This is a genomic window from Streptomyces albus subsp. albus, assembly GCF_000725885.1.
GTDB classification, from domain to species: Bacteria; Actinomycetota; Actinomycetes; order Streptomycetales; family Streptomycetaceae; genus Streptomyces; species Streptomyces albus.
Window position 1 is genome coordinate 312,810 of record NZ_JODR01000009.1, and the last position, 20,571, is coordinate 333,380.

Sequence of the window (20,571 nt, forward strand, 5' to 3'; positions counted from 1 at the left end):
TCAGTGGTCGTCACGGGCGCCGCTCCACAAGGCCCACTCCTCGGCCTCCGGGTAGCGCACGCGGTGTGCGGTCGAGGAAGGGCCAGGCACACGGCGGCGCTCACTCCCGCTCCACCGGGTAACCTTCCACCACCGCTGGTCGCCGTGCCGGCGACGGAGGTGCAGCAGCGGTGCCCCGTCGGGAGCCTTCGCGACAGCCCACTCGACGGCCACCCGCAGCACATCCACCTCGTACCGCTCGGCGAGTACCTCATCGCTCTCCTTCGCACGGGCGGCCTCCGCCTCCGTCACGGCCGGCGGCCCCAGGATCACCAACGTCCCCGCGTACGACATGTCGAGGAGTTCGCCCGCCTTCCTCACCACATCGCCGGACCCGGCACCACCGTGCTGAGAGACGTAGAACACCGGCCTGTGCCCGAAGAGGGGACGCAACGACCGCCGGACCGCGGACTCGCGGCCCCGCTCGCCCTCCCAGAAAACGGCCGCCTTCACCTTGAACAGCCGCTTGGCCAACGGAAGCATCCGCGACCACACATCGGGCTGGACATCGCTCATCGCCCGGTTGCGGCTCACCTCGTCGTCGCCGACGACCAGGAGCCGATGCCACACCCTGCGTGGCGTCCGGCCTCCCCCCACGGGTTCCCGCGTCACCTCGCCGGCCTGACCGTGCCCGGCACTCCGCCGCGACTCCGGTCGGCCCGCGGCCCGGGCCTGCTCCGTTTCCCGCCGGAGCCCGTCGGAAGCCGGATTCCTGCTCGTGTCCGGCCTGCCTTCCGACCTTTGCGCCCCCTCCCGTCCGGCAACGGCCCTTTGCGCCCCGCGGGGTTCGGGATCGCGGCGGCCGGCTCCCTGCTGGACGGGACGCACCGGTATCGGCGCCTGTGCCGGTGCCTGTGCCTGTGCCTGTGCCGGTGCCGACTCTGTCACGGACTCCTGGCCCGACTCCGACTCGGACTCGGACGCGGACTCGGACTCCGACTCGGTGCCTGCTGTCCGCCCGGGAACGGCGGCCCGCTCGGGCTCGGGCACCGGTTCCGCTTCGCGTGCTCGTCCGGGCGCACGGTCAGACATCGGCGTCTTGGCAGATCCGGACTGCTGGACGGCTTCCGGCCGCCGCACCGGTTCTGTCCCGGCCACCGGCACCGGAACCCGCACCCGCGCCTCGGCGGGACCCTCCTCCTCGGAGGAACTCTCCTCCCCTGAGGAAGAACTCTCCTCCTCGGAGGAAGAACTCTGCTCCTCCGAGGAGGACTCCGACTCCTCACCGGAATCCGACTCGTCCGGCGACTCGGGCACCGGCTCCGGCTCCCGATCCTGCGTCCGTACCGGGTCCTGGGCTTGGGCGGAGACCGGCTCGGTCTCGGACGTGCGCGCCGCGGCGGCGTCGGTCGCCGACGCCGGTTGCGTCTCGTCAGCCGCCTTCCGGGACCGCGCCTCTTCACGTGCCTGAGCGCGCGCGGCCTCCCAGGACGCGCCGGTCGCCACCGTGTCGGCAGTCCCCGACGTCGGCCTCGGCGCCGGCTCCGGCTCCGAGTCCGAGACCGGCTCCGAGACCGGCTCCGGGTCCGGGTCCGAGAGGGCACGCCCCTCCGGCTCCGGCACGCGCCCGGCCAGCTCCGACTGCGGTGCAGCCCGCCTCTCACGCTCCGACCCGCGCTCCGACGGGACCAAGTGCTCGGGCTCGACCACCGGCTCGGGCTCAACCACCGGCGCCGCCACCGGCTCGGGCTCCGGCACTGGCTCGGGCACGACCACCGGCCCAACCACCGGTTCCGGCTCGACCACCGGCGCACGCTCGACCACCGGTTCGGGCTCCGGCTTCGGCACGGGCTTCGGCTCAACCACCGGTTCCGGCACCGGCCTGGGCTCGACCACCGGCGCCGCCACCGGCTCCGGCTCGCTCGCCTTGGCGGAAGCCCGCTCGGCCCCGGCCGCCGGTTCGCCCTCCACGTCGGCGTGCTTCTGACGCGGCGCAGACGGCGACGTCCTCTGGTCCCGGAACCTTGCGCGTGCCTCAGCCCGCTCGAACAGCATCCTCTCCCATCCCAAACCGGTCTCCGGCCCAGGCGCCGACGACGGCCCCGACGCACGCTCGACCACCGGTTCGGGCTCCGGCTCAACCATCGGCTCAGGCGCCGACTCCGGCACGGGTTCCGGCTCGACCACCGGCGAGTTCCCCCCACCGACGGACTCCGGCACGGGTACGGGCTCGGCCTCGGCCACCGGCACGGCCCCGGACTCGGCAACCGGCCCAGGCGCCGACTCCTCCACCGGCTCCGGCATCGGCTCCTTCACCGGCCCCGGCCCCGACGTGGCACTCCCGGCCACCGGCACGGGGCCGCTTTCCCGCACGGGTCCGCCCTCCCGCACGGGGCCGGCCGACGGCTCTGGATCGGCCCACGGTTCCGGCTCGGCCGTCGTCGCGGAGTCGCTCTCCGACTCCCACTCCGGGGCCGACCCCGGGGCCGGCGCGGATTCGGTGTTGCTCTCCTGGACCTGCACGTACTCGTAGAGTTCGCCGTTGGCGTCGCTCTCGACGGTACGACTCAGCACCACGAGAGTCGTGTCCCGGAAGTAGAGCCCCTGCCGGGCACCGATCGCGCCGGGGCGGGCGGAGGAACCCTCGCTGGGCAGCACCTCGTACACCACCCGGTGCTCGCCCTCGCGGAGGCTGCGCTCGGGTTTGCGCTCCGCGGTGTCCCGTTCGGCCAGGAGCTGATGGGCCCACCGGACGCGCACCGCATCCAGTCTGCCGGGCAGTGGATCGCCGGGACGGCCCCGGAGACGGCCCGGCTGGGCCGACACCCACCACATCGTGGTCGCGATCGGATCCCGCGACGCCAGCTCTCGGCGCGCCCGCTCCTGGTGCTCGGGGATCTCCGCCCTCAGCGTCGGCAGCAGCTCCTCCACCGCCGCCAGCGCGTCGCTCCGCCGCAGCGCGGTCTGGGCGCTGCCGGGACCGAACGCGTCGCGGGCCGCGTCCAACGCGTCGAGCGTCTCCCGCACCTTCGCGTCACTCGTCAGCAGTTCGGGCAGCGGTGCGCGGTGGTTCTCGTGGCCGTCGAGGTACTGCCGGGCCAGCCGCCGCAGCCGCTGCGGCGTCAACTGCCCCTCGTCGATGCGCAGCAGCCCCCGGCCGGGTCCGCTCAACAGGTGCACCGCGACCGCGCCGGGGTCTTCCTGGGCGTAGGGGGCGATCCCCCGGGTGCGCTGCTGGTAGGCCCTGTCCCGTGCCGTACGCACAACGGGTGCACCGGAGCGGCGTTGCGCCTGGGAGAAGTGCGGCTGCGCCCAGTGGTGCAGTTGCGGGCCGGTGCCGAACTGGACCAGTGCCCGTTCCGCCGGCCCGAACCAGACGCCGGCCTCGTGGAACGCCTTGAGCAGGTCGTACAGCGAGTAGGTGCCTGCGGGCAGCAGCCATGCCAGTACCGCGTTGCGGAAGCGCATCAGGTTTTCGCGGTCGGGGCGGAACCTGCGCCGGTACTGCTTCATCAGCGCCCTGGGCAGGTGGCCCGCCCCGCTGACCACCCGCAGCCCGCGCCGGTCGGCCTCCCACCATGCGGCCTCCGGCACCGGCTGCCTGTCCAGGGCGCGGTACTTCCCGAGGTGCGGCACCGCGGCGTTCGCAAAAGTGTTGAGGCTCACGTTCAGGTCCGCGTCCGCGGGGACGCGATCGGCACCGACGACGGCCCGGGCGGCCTCCCGGGCCACGGCGGCCGACCACGGGTTCTGCCGCAGGGCGTTGCCCAGCGCGGTCTCGAACTCGGCGTCCCACCTGGCTCGGGTGCCGGGCTTCACGCCACTTCCGCTCCACCTCGGGAGCGCGCCGCCGTGACCCGTGGCGAGGCCGTCCGTGGACGGGACGGTGCCCGGCAGGAACTCCTGGACGGACGGTGACGGGTTGTCCGCGTCGGGGACGAGGCCGAGCTGGGGCCGGGACAGCTCGTCGCCCAGCTCGGCCACGGCAGCGGCGTCCCGCGCGTCGTCGGGGTGCAGCAGTCGGAACGTCGCCGTCGGGGCCGCCGTCGGCCGGGTGCTGCCGTCGGCGAACCGCTGTGCGAACCCGGCGCCGTGTTCCCGCCCGGCGGTGGCGGACCCGCCGCGGAGGAGGAAGACGGCGACGTCGCCCGGCACGCCGCGGGCCCGGAGCGACCGGTCGACGCCGCGACCGAGTTCGAGGCCGCCGACGCGCTTGCGCCCGTAGCGGGAGCCGGCCGACGCCGTGTCCCCGGTGACGTCGAGGTGCAGGGGGACGCGTCCGGCCCTGCTCACCGGGAGGGCGATGGCCGGTCCCGGGACGTTCGGGAGCCCGGTCTTCGTGTCAAGGACCCGGTAGCCGCTCACCTCACCGAACCGGGCCAGCTCGCGGGCGACGGGCAGGTGTTCGGCGACAGGGAGGGTGCTCAGCCCGACGGGGACGCCCTCGTACCGCACCGGGTGCAGGACGAGGTCCTCGTCCCAGGGCCGACCGGACGGCACCCTCGGGCGCTCGCGGAGGGTGACCACCGCGTACCGCCGGCCGGTGTGCTCGTCGCGGCGCACCTCGACGGAGCGCACGTCGTACCGCGTCGGGTCGACGATGAGCGTCGTGCCCTCGCCCGGGTTCGCCACGAAGGGCGCGATCAGCCGCGCGGAGGACGAGGCGGCGAAGGCGGTTCCGTCGCTCTCCCGCTCGTCCAGCACCTGCCACACCACCGGATGGTGCCCCCTCGGTTGTGCGGGGCCGGACAGATTGCTCTCCAGTACGGCGTCCTCGCCCAGCACCGTTCCCGCCTCCAGCGGGGACCGTTCGACCACGCCGCGGGGCCCGCCGAGGGCGTAGGACGTCGGGGCGTCCACGGTGCCCGGCTCCCAGGTGAACCACCGCTCGGTGCCGCGCAGCGGCGGCAGCAGTTCGGCCTCGCGGGCGAGTTCCGCGTAACCGGCGATGTCGTCCGCCGTCTCCTCGGCGAGACGCGCCGCGTGGGACGCCAGCTTGTCGACAGCCCGCCGGACTCGGGCCTCTCCGGCAGCTCCACCCCGTGCGGCCACCTCGCGGGCGGCGTCGAGGAGACGTGCGAACCGGTCGTCCCTGTGGAAGAGCTCCGGCTGCTCACCCCCCGACGCGAACGCCTCCCGCACCACGGCCTCGGCCGTCTCCGGCAGCCGGTCGCGGTCCACCAGGGCCTGCCGCATCAACGCCCGGTCGGAGGCGTTCCCGGCCAGGTGGAAGGCGGGGACGTGCCCGGCGCGTACGTTGTCCAGCAGCTCCGCCGACTCGTGGCGCACCCTCCAGTCGAGCAGTGCTTCGCGGCGTTCCTCCTCGTCCGGGTCGCCCTCGGCGGTGACGTAGGCGGGCCCGTCGGCCAGCCCGACCACGGTCGCGATGTCGCCCATCCGCGCAAGGAACTCCGTACCCAGGCGCGGGTCGGTGAGGTGGAACGCCTCGTGCGGCAGCCGCAGTTCCCGCCAGGTGTCGGTGCCCGGACCGAACTGCTCCGCCGGGACGCGGCCGTCGGTGATGCGGTCCCGCGGGGCGAGTTCGGAGTCCAGCCACGCGTGCATCCGCGCCGGGTCCATCGGCTGCTTCGGCACGCCCGGGAGCCCGGCACGGCGGGCGGCCCTCAGAATCTCCGCAACCGGCTGCGGCTCGACCACGTCCGACCCGGCCGGGTCGGTCCAGTACGCCAGCACCGCCTCGGAGAACCTTGGAAGGCTCCCGCCCTCCACGTCGAGGGCCTGGTAGAGGCCGAGCAGCCACTCGGCGGTCCCCACCGGGTCGGACGGGGGCCGGCCGGGGAAGTCCGGTGCCTTGGCCGGCCGCTGGTCGCGGTCCTGTGTCCACAGCTTTTCCAGCGCATGGGGAAGGTGCGGGTGCGCGTAGGTCGCGCGGAGCAGCGCGTCCATCATCGTGTGGAGCGGCGCTCCGGACCGCGTGTCCAGCAGCCGCTCCAACTGCCTCCCCGGCGATGTCCGCCGCGCGGGGTCGGCGAAAAGCAGCGCCGCGTCCTGTTTGAAGGCGTGCTGGTAGATCCGGTACACCTCCGCCAGCACGGCCCGCACCGAGTCCAGCACCGCCGTATCGTGTGCCAGCACCCGTGCCACGGCCGCCTGCCAGTCCCGGCTCAGCTTCTGGTAGTCCTCCCGCGCGGAGAGGGCGGGGAAGCGGTCCCGGGGCGGGGATGCGGCAGCCGCGCGCGGGCCGTTCCACAGGTCCGGGCCGGGGTAGTGGCGGCGCGGCAGGCCCGGCAGGCGTTCGCCGGCGACGCGCCGCAACCGGTTGGTGGTGCGCTCGTAGAACAGCCAGGACGTGGCTCGTCCGTGCTCGTCGAAGTCCAGGTGCGGAGCCGCCGGACGCCCGTCCTTGTCGCGCGGCGCGACGGCCACCCGGCCGTCCGGCAGCAGCAGGCCCTCCAGCGCGGGCACCCGTTCGGCCACGTACCGCACCCGGCGCTCGGTCTCCTCCAGGCTGTCACCGGGGTGGCAGGACATCAGCGCCACGGCGCCGTAGCCCTCGGCGACGGCCCGGCGGCCCAGCGCCACCACGTCGTCGGAGGTGGCCTCCTCCCCGACGAAGTAGGCGGCACGCAGCCCGCCCAGGTCGGGCATCCTCCGTTCGAACCCGACCGGAACACCGTCCGGGTCCTTCGCCCACGCGACGTACCGGTCGAAGCCGGACAGCAGCGGCACCGCCTGCGCCCGCAGCGCCTGCCGGAGCGGAAGGTCCCTGTCCACCCCGATCCAGCCGCCGCCGACGCCGCGGATGTCCCGCTCGACCGGCCGCGGCGCACCCCAGCTCCTCCGCTGGACGGTGGCCCCGGCGACCCGCTCGGCGGTCTCGGCCGCCGCCGGGCGCACCGCCGGCAGCGGCGCGCTCTCCGCCAGTCGGCCACGGAGAATCCCGCCGCGCACCGACAGCTCCTTCACGTCCAGCCAGGCCGGACGGGCGTAGCGGGCCGTGTCGGCGGACACCTGGCGGGCCCCGGACCCCTCCACGGCGACCAGCGCGGGCAGCGTCCCCGGCTGCTGCCTCGCCTGCTCGGCGCGCAGCGCCCGCCGCGCCTGGCGCTCGTCCAGGTGCAGGCGGTCCTCCGTCATCCGGACGGTCTGCGCCGCCACGCGGCCGTCCGGGCCGACCGGGACGCGGCCGGCCCACCACACCGTGGCCTTCACCGGAGGCAGCATCTCCAGCGCCGCCTGCCCCATTGCCGCCACCTCGGGGCGCAGCTCACGCAGCTCGGTGAGGAAGCCGTCCAGCCGGCGCAGCAAGGCGGCTTGTGCGGTCTGCACGCGCCCGGAGCGTCCCGGCGCCCACGACGTGCGCGCCGCCTCGACGCCGTCGGCGAGCTGCCGGAAGCCTTGCTGCTCACGCAGCAGCTTCGGCAGCGCCGTACGCGGCTGCTCGCCGTCCAGCCAGCGGCGCACGCTCCGCCGCAGCGGCTCGCCCCACGCCGGGCCCTCGTCCGTGGTGCGCAGCCCGGCCTCGTGCCACTCCTCGGCCAGGTGCAGCGCCGCCACGTGCGCGTCACCGAGCACGGCGTCGGTGCGGACCCCCGTCACCCCCCACGCCGGTGTCAGGCCACGCTCCCGCAGCCGGTGCAGGAACGCCGTCTCGTGCGGCAGCGGCAGGACGCCCACCGCCTCCGCCCAGGGGGTCAGCTCCTCGCGGGCCCAGCCGTAGAACTCGGCCGCGTCACCGGCCAGTGCCGCCCGCTCGGCGCTCTCCTCGGTGTCCGTACGCCCCGGCACGTCCACACGGTGCCAGGCGAAGACGATCTCCGCGAGCGACGCCTTGCCCTCCGGGAGCAGCGCTGCGATCAACGCCATGAGGAGGCCGCGCAGTTCGGCGCCGTCCACGCCGGGGATGTTCCGGTACGCCTCCAGGATGTGGAACGGCACCCAGCCGCCCCGCCCGTAGGGGATGCCGCGTTCGGCGAACAACTCGGGGTTGCCCGCGTCCCGCACCGACAGGGGCGGGTGCGCGGGGGCCGGCTCCGGCAGCAGTACGGCCGCCAGCGCCTCCACCAGCTCCGGTACCGTCGCCCTGCGCACGGCCGACGCGTCGTCCAGCAGTGTGGCGTCGGCGCCTTCCAGTGCCTCGGAGGGGCCGGAGCCCGGCAGGTGCCCGCCGACCCGCAGTCCCGCCCAGCGCGCCGCCCGCAGCACGCGCTCACTCCGCGCGAGCGTCCGGCCCGCCTCCCGCTCGAAGGCGAACGGATCGTAGGCCGCGTCGCGGTACACGGCCGCGAAGCCGCCGCCCGGTCCCTGCCGCCAGAACGGGCGGACCAGCCGGGCCTGCTCCTCCTCGACGGCGGCACGCTCCCTCGGGGCGTGCCGCGCCCAGCGCGGCTCGGGCCCACCGGGCGCGTTGACGAGCGACACCCCGGTCTCGGCGTCATCCGTCCCCGGGGGATCGAGGCGCATCGGCACGTTCGCCGTGAAGACCACCGTGCGCCCCTGGTCGGCGAACCCCTGCCCCTGACTGCTGGTGCCGGGCTGCTCCGCGTCCGCCTCGCACGCCCACACCCGCACGGGTCCGTCGAGCAGCGGGCCCAGGTACCGGCCCACGGTGGAGGAGTCGAGGACAGCGCGGCCGAACCGGGTGACGGCCTGGAACCCGTACTGGGCGGAACCGTGCAGCACCGCCACCGCGCTGTCGAGCGGCCACTCGCCCCGCCCGACGGACAGCACCTCGTCGTCCTCGGTGGTGATCCGGAACCGCCGGGTGTCCAGCAACTGTGGCACGGTGTCCGCCCACGACTGGTTCTCAAGACGCCAGTAGCGGCCGTACCAGTCACGTTCGTTGTAGAGGGCGACGCCACCAAAGGTGCGGCTCGTGCCGTCCGGGCGGCCCGGCGCGGTCACGCGGCGCGTGACGAGCAGTTGGTCGCCCCGCTGCTCCGGCAGCGGCGAGGGCACCTCCTCCTCGACCACGCGGTAGCCGGTCCGGCCCTCCCCGAGGTCGAGGAACGGTTCGACGGCGACGATGGTGAACCGGGTCCGCGCCGGGTACAGCACCGCCCCCGCGGCGGGGTCCTGGGCGAACGGCGCGACGTTGACGCCGGAGGAGCCGGGCGCACCGCTCGTGATGCCGCGCACCTCACGCAGCAGCACCACGCTCTCCCCCGTGCCCGCGGCTGGGTCCGCGCCGAACAGATCGGCCAAGGCACTCTCCGGGCCGGCCGACAGCGCGGAGAACGCGTCGCGTACGACACCGTCGCCCACCGCGGGGACGTCCCTCGCGGACACCGTCTCGGCCAGGTGGGCGCGCCGTCCGTGGACGGGCAGCAGCGTCAGCGCCTCCGCCGTGATCGCGGCGTGAGCCGCGACGTCCGCCCGCCATGCGGGGTCGTCGAGCAACCGCCCAATGGCGGCCAGAAGTTCGCCCAGCAGCGGGTCGGTCGCGGCGTCGGAGGCAGCGGGGCGCGGCTGGCGCCGGGCCCGCTCGGCCGCGCCGTGGAACGCCCGGTCGGCCTCCAGCAGCGACGGGTAGCGGTGCCGGCCGGTGACGAACTCCCTCCGTACCGCGTCCAGGGTGCGCTCCCGGCGCCGGTCCAGGGCCGCCGGATCGTCCCCGTCCGCGAATAGCACCCGGTTCCCTGGCGCCAGGTACAGCGCCGCCAGATGCCCCGGCTTGAGGTTGGCGCGCACCAACGACGGCTTGCGGTGGGCCAGCACCCACTCCTGCCACGCGGCGCGGCGTTCCCCGTCGCCCAGCGTCCAGTGGTGCGCGCCCGAGGCCGCGCCCGTCAGCCGCCGCACCGTCTCCACGGCCCCGGCGGGCACCAGGCCGCGCCGCGTCACCTGCCGCCAGTACGTCTCCTCGTGCGGCAGCCGCAGCGCCCGGCGTGGGGCGAACGCCCCCTCCACCCAACCGTGCAGTCCGGCCGCGTCCACCGCGTACGGATCGGGCTCGTTCTCGTCCCGCACCACCTGCTGGGACGCCACCAGCCCGTCCACCAGCGTGTGATCGCCCTGGGCCACGCCCACGGCCACCAGCGCCTGCCGGATCAGTACGAGGTCACCGTGGCCGAAGCCCAGCGCCCGTGCCACCTGGAGCAGGCGCCGCACCTCCGCGGCCGGGCCCTCGGACAGCAGGTGCCCGAGGCTCTCCAGCCGGGCACGCTCCTGCGCGGTGTACGGCTCGGTCTCCGGAATCCCCGTGGGCACGCCCGTGGTGTTCAGCTCCGGCCGCTCCCGCCACAGCCCGTCCAGTGTCGAGGACGCGTCGGGATTGCCGTAGGCGGCCGAGGCCACCATCGACACCAGCAGCTTCAGCGAGGTCGGACGGCGCTCCCACTTCTCCAGCGCTGCCCGGAACACCTCCAGGCGGCCGTCCTCGACGAACGCCTCCGCGGCCTTCTCGCGGGGGACGGAGCGGTCCCGCGCCAGGCGGTCCCACAGCCGCTCGGCGAAGTCCCGCACCGCGAGGCCGAGATTCAGCTCCGGCAGCACGGCCTCCGCGAGGGCACGCTCGTACCGGCGCTGGGCCAGCACGTAGTCGTCGTGCGCCGACGGCGAGCCGTGGACGGTACTGTCCGGGGCTGGCCGGTAGAAGGCGGGGTACCGCACGGGGACCTCGCCGGAAGCGGGGTCGGGGGTGGAGGCGGGGGCGGGTCCTGACAGTTCCGTCCACGGGTCGGTGTCCGTCCAGAGGCCGCGCCCGCTGCCGTCCCTTCCCAGCTCCGCCGCCGTACCCCCCGGCCCGGCCGCGGACAGGGTCACACCCCGCCCGGCGCCGGCCGCCTCGCTCATGCCGCTCTTCCGCTGACCGCTGCCGCCCTTCTTCTTCCCGAAGGGCAGCTTCCACTTGCCCAGTGCGGACTTGGTGCCGCCGGACGACTTCTTGCCGACGCCGGAAGCGTCCTTCTGGACCGGGCCGCTGCTGCCCTGGGCCGGTCCGCCGTCGTCCGGCTGCGGCGGTTCGAGGGCGCCGGGCAACGGGAGGTACGGGTCGAGCTCCTCCACGATCATGTGGACGTACGGGCGACGGTCCGAGCCGGCGGCCGGCTCGATCACCTGCACGAACACCACGCGCAGCTCGGTGTGCTCCGCGTACCGCACCATGCCGCCGGGCACCCGCGGGGCCTGCGACTCCAGCACGTCGTACACGGCCCGCACGCGGCCGGGCCCGGCCGCGTTCCGCGGATCACTCGCCGCGTCCCGCGCAGCCTGTTCGTCGGTGTGCCCGGCGTCGAACGGCAGCGCCTCGACGACACGCACGCGCTCCCACGACGACGCGGGCACCTCGCCCAGCACCCGCGCCCGCACCGGCTGCCGGTCCGGCCGCGACGCCAGCTCCACCAGCGCCTCGCCCGCCATCGCCCGGTCCAGCGGCGACAGCCGGCCGGCGTCTCCCGCCGCCTCCAGCCGCGCCAGCGCGATCCGGTATGCCAGGCTCAGCCCCTCGAACTCCGGCAGCTTCCTCTCCTGCGGGGTGGCCGTCTGCTCGTACACCACCTCGTGCGGCAGCCGCAGGCGCGCCAACAGGTCCGGGTCGGTGGTCCGCTCCCGCGGGCGGGACAGCTCGTCCAGACCCCGGTACAGCTCCGCGCCACCGCCGAACAGCGCGGCGGCCTCCCGCGCGTCGTTGTCGCCGTTGAAGCGGCCACCCATGTACTCGGTCGCCAGGTGAAGCATCTCGTAGAGCGAGTTCCGGTGCCGCATGTGCGCCAGGACCGCCTCACGGAACAGCGACACGTCACCTTCCGCATGAGTGACGGTCTCCCTGAACTGCTCGATGGGGGCGAGAGCCGGCGTGCGCCTGCCGGTCACCATGGGAACGCCTCGCTCCGCGCGCCACCTGTCGACCGCGGCCCGCTCCGCCGCGTCCGCCGGTCTCGGCGCGGGAATCGCCTGAGGGTAGACGGAGATCACGACGAAGAGAGCCATCACCTGGTGCAGGTCGGCCCGCGAGGCGGGGTCGGCCAGCCGCCGCACCTCCGTATCGAGCCGCTGCGGGTCGGTGCTCTCCGGCAGTGACAGGGCCCGCGCGACCCTCCTGTGCAGCTCGTCCTCGGGCGTCCTCTTGTCCCACACGGTGCCCAGTCCGCGCTTCGCCACCGCCAGCACCTCGGGGTCGCGCGTCCACACCTCGACCAGCGCCGTCTCGTACCGCTCGGCCGCCTCCATCCAGCCGGGCAGCCCGTACAGCTCCTGCGGCAGCGTCGGCCGCCCGGCCGCACTGCGCGCCGCGTCCCGCAGCTGCCGCGCCACCTCCCGCACGGTGCGCGGCTCGTGGTGCTTCCACTCCGGCGCCGCTTGGCCCGGCTCCCGCACCAACTGGAGGGCGTTCGTGCGGCCGCCTCCCCTGACCCTGACCGTCGGGGCGTCGACACCGCGCCGCATCGCGTCGGCCACCTGCGTGGCGGCGGACGGCTTGACGAGACCGCCCCCGTCGGCCGCCGTGTAGCACGACTGGGCCACGATGCGCGGACCCGTCAGCTGACGACCGAGGAAGAGGCCCCACCGCCGGTTGTCGAAGGTCTGCAGCCCGAAGGGACTGTTGCCCTCCGTGGCCCAACCGGTGCCGTGAGCACCGTAGGAGACGACTTGGGAGGCGAGACCGGCCCAGGTCGTCGGCGTGCTGCCCACCGGGGTACGGCTCCAGTCGACCACCGTGTACGCAGTCGCCGAGGAGATTCTCCCCATGGCATCGGAAAGCACGTACCAGTCGACCGTGTCGAAGCCGGCGAGGTGGCGCGGCCTCCCCTGGGCATCGGAGAGCGGGCGGAAGACGATCTCCCGCTGCCACGCCTTCTCCGGCAGCGGCTTCTCCACCTCCCGGGCCGCCGCCCAGAGGTACTCCACACCGTCGATCACGCCGAGGACGGGCGCCTCCGTCAGCTTCGCCCTGGTCGGAGCGGAGTTGACGAGCTGCCCCGAGGCGGGGTCCGCCGCGAAGGGGGAGATGTCCACGCCGGTGGAGTTCACCAGCGACACCACCACCGTACGGCGCCCCGCGGCAGCGGCCTGGCGCAGGGCGACGTCACGGAGCACCGTGCCCTCCGCCGGCAGTTCCAACACGCCTCCCTGCGCCGGCAGCTCCTCCACCGGCACGAGCCAGTAACCCGGCCTGCCGTGCGGAAGCGTCGGCAGGCGCCACAGCGCCTCCCGCCACATCGCGGTGTGCGTGCGCAGCGTGTCCAGCCACGCGCGGTCGGCGAACAGCTCCCGGGTCCGCGCGCGCAGTTCCGGCAGGCCCGCGCCCCGGCCGGCGAGAGCGGCGAAGCGCGCGTCGCCGAGCAGCGTCCGCGGATACCGGCCCTGCCCCTGGAAGACCCGCTCCACCTTCCGCAGGGCCCGTTCCACCAGTCCGGGCGGTACGCCCTCGCCCTCCAGCAGCCGCGAATCCAGCAGCGCACCATCCGTACTACCCAGGTACAGGGCCTGCACGTGGGAGTCGTTGAGGTTCGCGCGCAGCATCGGCACGGGGCCCTGTTCGAAGTGCTGCCGCAGCCAGCGGCGGTAGGCGGCCCGGCGTTCCGGTTCGATGTCGAGGGCGGCCGTGAGTGCGGCGTCGTAGCGGTAGAGCGGAGTGATCCGCGCCAGCCGCGGAGCGTCCAGCACCTCCTTGCCCAATCCGGCGCGGTACACCACGCGGTGCGGCAGCCGCAGATCCCCGAGGGGCGCGTCGGACAGTGCGCCGGCGTGACTCCGCGGGTCGACGGCGGTCTCCAGCCAGCCGTAGAAGGACGCGCCATCGACCACCCGCGTGTCGGTCGTGAACTCGTCGAGTATGCCCAGCTCCTGTCCCTCTCGCGCGATCTCCCAGGCCGAATGGCCGTCCGGCCGTGCCAGGTTGTCGAGCAGCCAGATGTTCAGCAGCACCGACCGGTCGACCCAGGACGCCTCAAGGAAGCGCAGCACCTGGAAATACCGGCGCGTCGCCTCCGCACGCCCCTTGCGCGGCCGCAGCCCGCGCCGGGTCAGCTCCGCCCGCTCGGCGGCGCTGTAGGGGACGGCCCGCGGTGTGCCTGTGGGGATCCTGAACGTGTTGAGGTGCGGCCGGTCGCGCCACAGCCTGCTCAGTGTGAACGGCTTCGGCTGGTCGGAGAACCCGACGGCCCGCACGAACAACTCCGTGAAGGCTTCCTTGCGCTGCGGCGACCGGTCCAGCAGGTCCTCCAGCTCCTGTGCGGGTGCGGCGGACCGCGCGCCGTCGCCCAGGAAGACCCGCGCGGTCCGGTCCCGGTCGCCGTAGTGCTGGATCAGGTAGTTCCACAGTCCACGGGCCGCCGCCGGCGCGTGCCATGCCGGGTAGGCGTCCGACACCTTGCCCAGCGCCGCCTCGTACCGCTCCGCCTGGGCCGCGTACTCGGCCGTCCCGTACAGCGCCGGGTAGAGCGGGACGAGGGGCCGTGGCGGCGCGGGCTGCTTCTGCGCGGGCGCGTTCCAGTACCGGCGGTCCGGGTACTCGGACTCGTGCGCGTCCTGCCACGTCAACTGCTCACCCGGACGCGGGTGCAGCTCGACGCGGCCGTCGGGGTGTGTCAGCCGCCAGAACGACAGCCCGCCCGACGCGTCGAGCAGAAGGTGGAGGACCGGGGCCTGGCCCTGGCCCGCGGGGGGTGTGAGTGCCGAGCCCGCGGTGAAGTCACGGGTGCGCAGGCCCGCGGCGTGCGCCTCGTGCAGCATCCGCGTCAACTCGGCCGCGGCCACCGCGTTCCCGCCGGGGTTGCAGGGCAGTGCCCACAGCTCCTGTGTCCCGGCGCGTGCGGTCAGGGCGCGCACTGCCGCGCCCCGCCCGTAGGCGAGGGCCTGCGGCTCGGCGTGCGAACCGAAGAAGTACACGTGGGACGGGTCGGTGCGGGGTGCCGTCGTCCGGGCTGTCTGCAACCGGCCGGCCGGCGTGCGCCGCCACAGCCGGACCTCCCGCACCTGGGGCACCTGGTCCCAGAAGGAGCGGACCGCCCAGTCGGATTGCGGGTAGACGCCCTCGCCGACGGGTCGCCCGTCGCTGCCGGTCACCTGCCGCCACTGCAAGCCGCCGGGCTCCCATCCCTGCGGCGCCACCCGCACGCTGAGGGAGGGGTGCGCGGCCTCGCCGTGGCGCTGCCGGCCGTCGTGCGACTCCTCGGTGCCGCGCCTCCGCTTGCGGCCCTGCGTGCTCCCGGCGCTCGGGTCCTGGCCGCGGTCCTGGCCCTGGCCTGGGCCGTGGGTCGAGCCGGTCGCCCCGGGGCGGGTCGTGCCGGGGTTTCCGGCCGTCGGGCCCGGGGGCGCGGGCGGCGGAGCGGTGCTCTGCCCGGAGGCGTCCGCGTCGAGGTCCGCCAACCTGACGTGCCAGTACGGGCGTCGGTCCTCTCCGCGGCGGGGGGTGATTTCACGCGCCTGGACGATCCGCAGCGTGGTCGTCTCCACGAAGCGCGCCCCGTTCTCCCGCGTCGCTGTCGCGGCCAGGCCTGTGTACTCGGCCAGCACCCGCACCTGGCCGGCCGGCAGCGTGCGGAAGGACGCCGGCAGGCCCTCGTCCATCGACGGGCGGTCCCGGCGTGCGCCCTGGAGCTGGTCCACCCGGAAGGTCGGCTGCGTGAGCGTCCCCTCCGGCAACTCTGCCGTGATCCAGACCTTCTGCCGCTGCCGCCCCCGCCGGGACGCCAGCGCCCGGACCCCGGCGACGGCCTGCTCCCGGTCCTCGGGCGCCAGTCGGCTGGGGGAGCCCGTCAGCTCCAGCCGTATCACCGCCCGGCGCTGGGCCTCGTCCAACGCGGCGTAGCCGCGGATCTGCTCCGCGCTCGCGTCCGTCACCCGCGCGACGACCACGTCCTGCGGCAACGGGGCCCGTTCCTGTGCGCCCCGGCCGTCCGTCCGTTCCCACGGCCTCAGCAGCGTGTCCACGGCCCGGTAGAACCCGGCGCCGCCGAGGGCGAGGGACAGGGACAGCGCGTCGCTCCCCCCGGTCGCCTTCTGCACCGTCTCCCGGCTGCCGAGCGCCACGTCCGGCAGGCTGTGGGCGCCCGACGCCGCCAGCGCGTCGCGGAAGAAGAGGACGTCCGCGGGACGCGCGCTCACCAGCCGTCCGAAGGTGTGCATGAGGCGGCTCACGACCGATGCGCCCGAGCGGGTGGCGAGGCCGTTCACGAAGCGCTCCTCGTGCACCGCCTCGCGCGGTCCCCGCGGGACGAACGTGTCGGTCACGGCGTGGAACACGTGCAGCGCGCGGCCGAAGTCCGCCCTGGAGCGCGCCTGTGCCAGTCCCGCCACCGCGCGGTCGAGCGGACGGTCGCCCGCCCGGCCTTCCTGCTCCGGTGTCTCCGCCGGCAGTCCGAGGATCTCCGCCACCCGCTCCCGGAGTGCGGGGTGGTGGGACTGCCGGCGGAAGGCCACGGCGGCGGCCCGGCCGGCCATGGCGCGCACGCCGGGATCCTGAAGCAGCGCCGCCCGCACGGCCTCCGTGTAGGCACGGGCCGCCTCCTCCCAGTAGCCCGACATGACGGCCCCCTGCTCCCAGGGCGCGGCCTTCGGCAGCGGCTGGTGGGCCGTGCTCATCTGGTCCCTGGTCCGGGGCCGCACCACGACCCATTCGGGGTCCGGCCCGCCCTGCTCGGCCACCAGCCACTGGAGGTCGTGGACATCGTGGTGGGACCTGCCCAACTGCAGGGTGCCGACGGCCCCGGCGACGGGATGGCGCGAGGAGTCGGCCACGAGCTGTGCCTGCGAGGCCGCTCCGTGCTGTCCGTCCGACCAGGCCCGGCCCACGTCGCTCTGCGGGACGACCACCGGCATGTCACCGGGCGCCCCCAGCCCCGACATCAGCCGGCCCACGACGTTCCCGACATCGAAGCCCGTAAGCCAGCGCCCGCCGTGCGGGCCCGGGACCCAGTGGAGGGTCTGCGTACCGTAGAGGTAGAGCCGCGCCGTCTCCGCCTCGCGCCCCGCCCACGGGGTGGGCCGCATCTCGGAGACCTGGCCGTCGTGGACAGCCGCGTACCGCGCCATCCGCGCGGCCACCCGCTGCGGGGTCTCCGACGCGAGCAGCGAGTGCGGGTACAGGCTGATGTCGAGCCCCTCGCCCGGCCCTCCGGTCACATGGGCGAGGATCTCCCGCTCCCGCGCGGGAAGCAGGGGCTGTTCGACCCGGCGCACGGTGACGATGTCGTACGTGAAGCCGCCCTGCCTGTGCCCGCCCGCAGGGGCTGTCCCGGTCCGGAAGCCGGTGATCTGAAGCACCGTGTCCTTGCCGGGGATCGCCGTTCCCCTGGTGGGGTCGGCGGCCATCGGCGAGATGTCGTGGGCGGAGGTGTCCTCCCATTCGAGCAGCACCTGCGGTGGCGCACCCGCCGCCCGGCGGGCGTCCCGCTGCTTCGCGATCCGCGGCACCAGCACGGACGACACCCGTTCGGGCCGAAGCGTCCACCCGTCGAAGCCATCGGTCAGCAGCCTGTCACCGAGACGCAGGCCGCCCGGGTCCAGATTCGCCAACTGGTACGCCCGGACACCGGGCGGTGTGGGAGGGAGCATGGCGAGGCCCGCGCGTGCCATGGCCATGCTGGTGACCACCGCTTCCCGGAGCCCGCGCTGCTCGACCATGACCCGGGCACGTCGCAGCAACTGCTCCTCGGGCCTTCCGAGATCCACCAGCACCGTGAAATCCGGGTCGGCCGTCAGCAACTGGGGCATCGTCAGGTGGCCCGCCCGCGCCGCCCGGATCGCCGCCGCGATGCGGGCCATCAGCACGCGTCGCGCCACGTCCTCGGTGCCGTGCTCGATCACCGGGTCGAACAGTGCGGCATCGGTGGAGGCCAGGTTCAGTGCCCACACGTGCTCTGTTGTCAGGTCGCGGCCCAGCATGCCGCTGTGCAGCCGCAGGGGCGAGAGGGCATAGGCCTCCCGCGTCTCCGCGCCTACGGACTGGAGCCCTGAGACCTCGGTGCCGCCCACGCCGTCGAGTGTGCGCAGGTCCCGGTCCACGCCGAGCCCCCGCACGGGGACCGTGGCCGCCCGGATGGCCTGCCGTATCAGGTGGTGGTGCGGGCGGTGCTGCCACTGGCGGTGCTGGTCGCTGACCAGGTGCGCGGAGAACTGGGGTGTCAGTACGGCGTGCACCCAGTCGTAGAGGCCGACGCCGTCGACGACGGACAGGTCCGGGTCGGTCTCGTCCCGTATTCCGGCGTCGTGGGCGGCCCGCAGCTTCTCCCACAGCGAGTGTCCGGTGTCCAGGCCCAGCACGGCGTTGCGGAAGGACAGCCGTTGCCTGCGGTTCAGCGGCAGCAGAGCGGCTGCCTGGAAGAGGAGCCGAAGGCGTGCGATGGTCTTCCCGGTCACCCGCAGTCCTCGCCGGGTGAACTCCTCCCCGGCGAAGACGTGCCGGGGCAGCGCCTCCTCCGGCCCGCCCGTCGGGATGCCGGTCGTGTTGAGCGCGGGCCGCTCCCGCAGCAGACCCACCAGTCCGTACCGCGACGTCCCGGTGCCGTGGACGGCCGAGGCCAGCGCCCGGAACAAGTCGCCGACCCACGTACCGGGCGAGTTCACCAGTGTGTCCAGGAGCACGACGGGGTTCGCCCCCGCCCCCCGGTCGGGGAAGAACGCGCTCGCCGCCCCTACCCGGCCGTAGTACTCGGACAGCAGAGCCCGCGTCTGCTCGATCACGGTCTTCACGGCCGCGCGGCTCTCCGGCTGCAGCATGGCCTGTTCCACGAACTTCTCGTAGTTCTCGGCGACGCCGCGGTGCTCGGCGTCCCTGGCGGCGGCGCCGTCCGACAGGACCACGAAGCCGCTGTCGCCCACCGCGTCCACCGCGTCCGCCGTGGCACCGCCGCCCTCGGCGTGCCGGGCGGCATGCGCGTCCCCGGTGTCCTCGGCGACACCGCGGTAGCGGTCGTCCTGGTACACGGCCGGCATGCGGGGCGGGTACGCCACCCGCGGTGCGGTGTTCCAGTACACCGGCTCGGGGACGGCCGCCTCCTGCCGCCGGTGCCAGGTGACCGGCCGGTGCCGTACCGGCTCGCCGCCGTCGGGCCCGTACACGTCCCAGCTCGCTCCGCCCAGGGAGGCCAGGTGCGCCAGCACATGGAGCTGGGGAGGCTCGCCCCCGGGCCCCGGCGTGACGGCCATCGGCGCCGGGACGGCGTGCAGGTGCAGCCCCCACTCGCGGGCCAGCCCACGCAAGTCCCGCTCGACGGCCTCCCGTTCGGCCGCGCTGTCCTCCGGCCCGGTGACGCCGAACGCCACGACCAGGTTGCTCCGCCCGTCCCCGCTCGCCCGCCGGGCGGCCGAGCGGATGCGGTCGAGGTTCTCCTCGCGGGAGGCGCTGCGCGCGGCCACCCAGTCCGTCGCCGCACGCTCCTCGGGCGACAGCGGTATCGGCAGCCGTCCCCAGGCGAGTCCTCCGCCGTCGTGCCACTCCCGGAAGACGACCTCGGTGGCCTCCGGCAGCCTGTCGTAGAACCACCGCGCCTCGGTGTCCGGGGCGTTGAAGTACCCGGCCGCCGCGGCCCGGCCGGCCTGCCGGCCGGTGAACTCGACGCGCTCCACCGCGTAGAGGCCGGCCACCGCCGACTCCGGCTGCGGACGCGCCGGTGCCAGGAACGCGCCCAGATTCAGCCTCGTTCCCGGTTCCACGTCCCGCTCACCGGGCGGCACCCGGCCGCCGTAGTGCAGCGCGGTGAACGTCTCCATCGGGGGGATCAGCTGGTGTTCGGGCCGCTCGACCATGGTGGCGCCGTCGGTGAGGTCGGCCAACTCGACCATGCCGCGGGTGGCGTGCGCCTCTCCCCTCTCGTGGTGGGTCAGCAGCCTTTCCTCCCACGGCGTGCGGGGGCCGACCCGGACGGTGCTGGAGCCCCGGTTGACCAGCTCCTCGTCCGGGAAGGGCACGTCCGTGCGCCAGCCCGTTCCGGCCGCACCCGGCTCCGGCACCCGCGACACGCGCCCGCCCCGGTAGGCGCGCACGTACGACGGCCGCCCCTGCCCGTCCGGCAACGCGTGCAGCGCCGCCCGGAGACCCGAGCCGTCCGCCCAGCCCAGCGCACCCGGCGCCGTGAACTCCCACACGGTGCCGTTCCACCGGGACGTCAGCTCCTCGTACGCCGCGGTCGGCCGCTCACCACCGTCACCGCAGAACAGCACCCACAGGTCCGAGAGCCCCGCGCCGCCCGGCTGGAACACCCGCCAGGCCGCATAGCGCGCCACCTGCTCCGGAGGCACGACGCCGCCGTGCCCGAAGAAGAACAGCACGCCCGGACCGAACCCCAGCCCGTGCCCACGAGCACCCTGACCCACCGTCGCGGGCCACTCGAACAGCGTGTCCACCGTCGGCAGCAGCGGCAGGAACGGCTCCCGCACCGCCCATCCCCGCGGCGAGTGGAACCCGGCGAAGAAGCGGCCGACTCCGGCGGTGCCGTGCCGGAACACACCCGTGGCCGGGGACGGTTCCCGCACCCCGCGCGGCACCCCGTGGGACAGGGAGGACACCCCCGGAGCCGCGCCCCGGGATGCCACCGCCGAGGACGCCCTGCTGTCCCGTTCGACGTCGGCGTCCGAGCCGGTGCCCGACTCCATGTCCGTGTCGTCGGGGGAGGGGATGACACCGGGGCCGGGCGGCAGCTGGTCGTCGCCGGCCGCGGGCCCGCGCTCCGCGTCCGTCACCTGGAC

Annotated in this window: 1 protein-coding gene (cut by a window edge); it reads right to left on the reverse strand. The window is 74.7% G+C overall.

Annotated features, from left to right (window positions below; genetic code table 11):
- Positions 1–20,571, reverse strand: the final stretch of a protein-coding gene (locus IO40_RS36905) for a hypothetical protein (protein ID WP_033229494.1). The gene runs 49,089 nt beyond the window's last position; only the last 20,571 of its 69,660 coding nucleotides appear in the window; its start codon lies off the right edge, out of view; it ends in the stop codon at positions 1–3.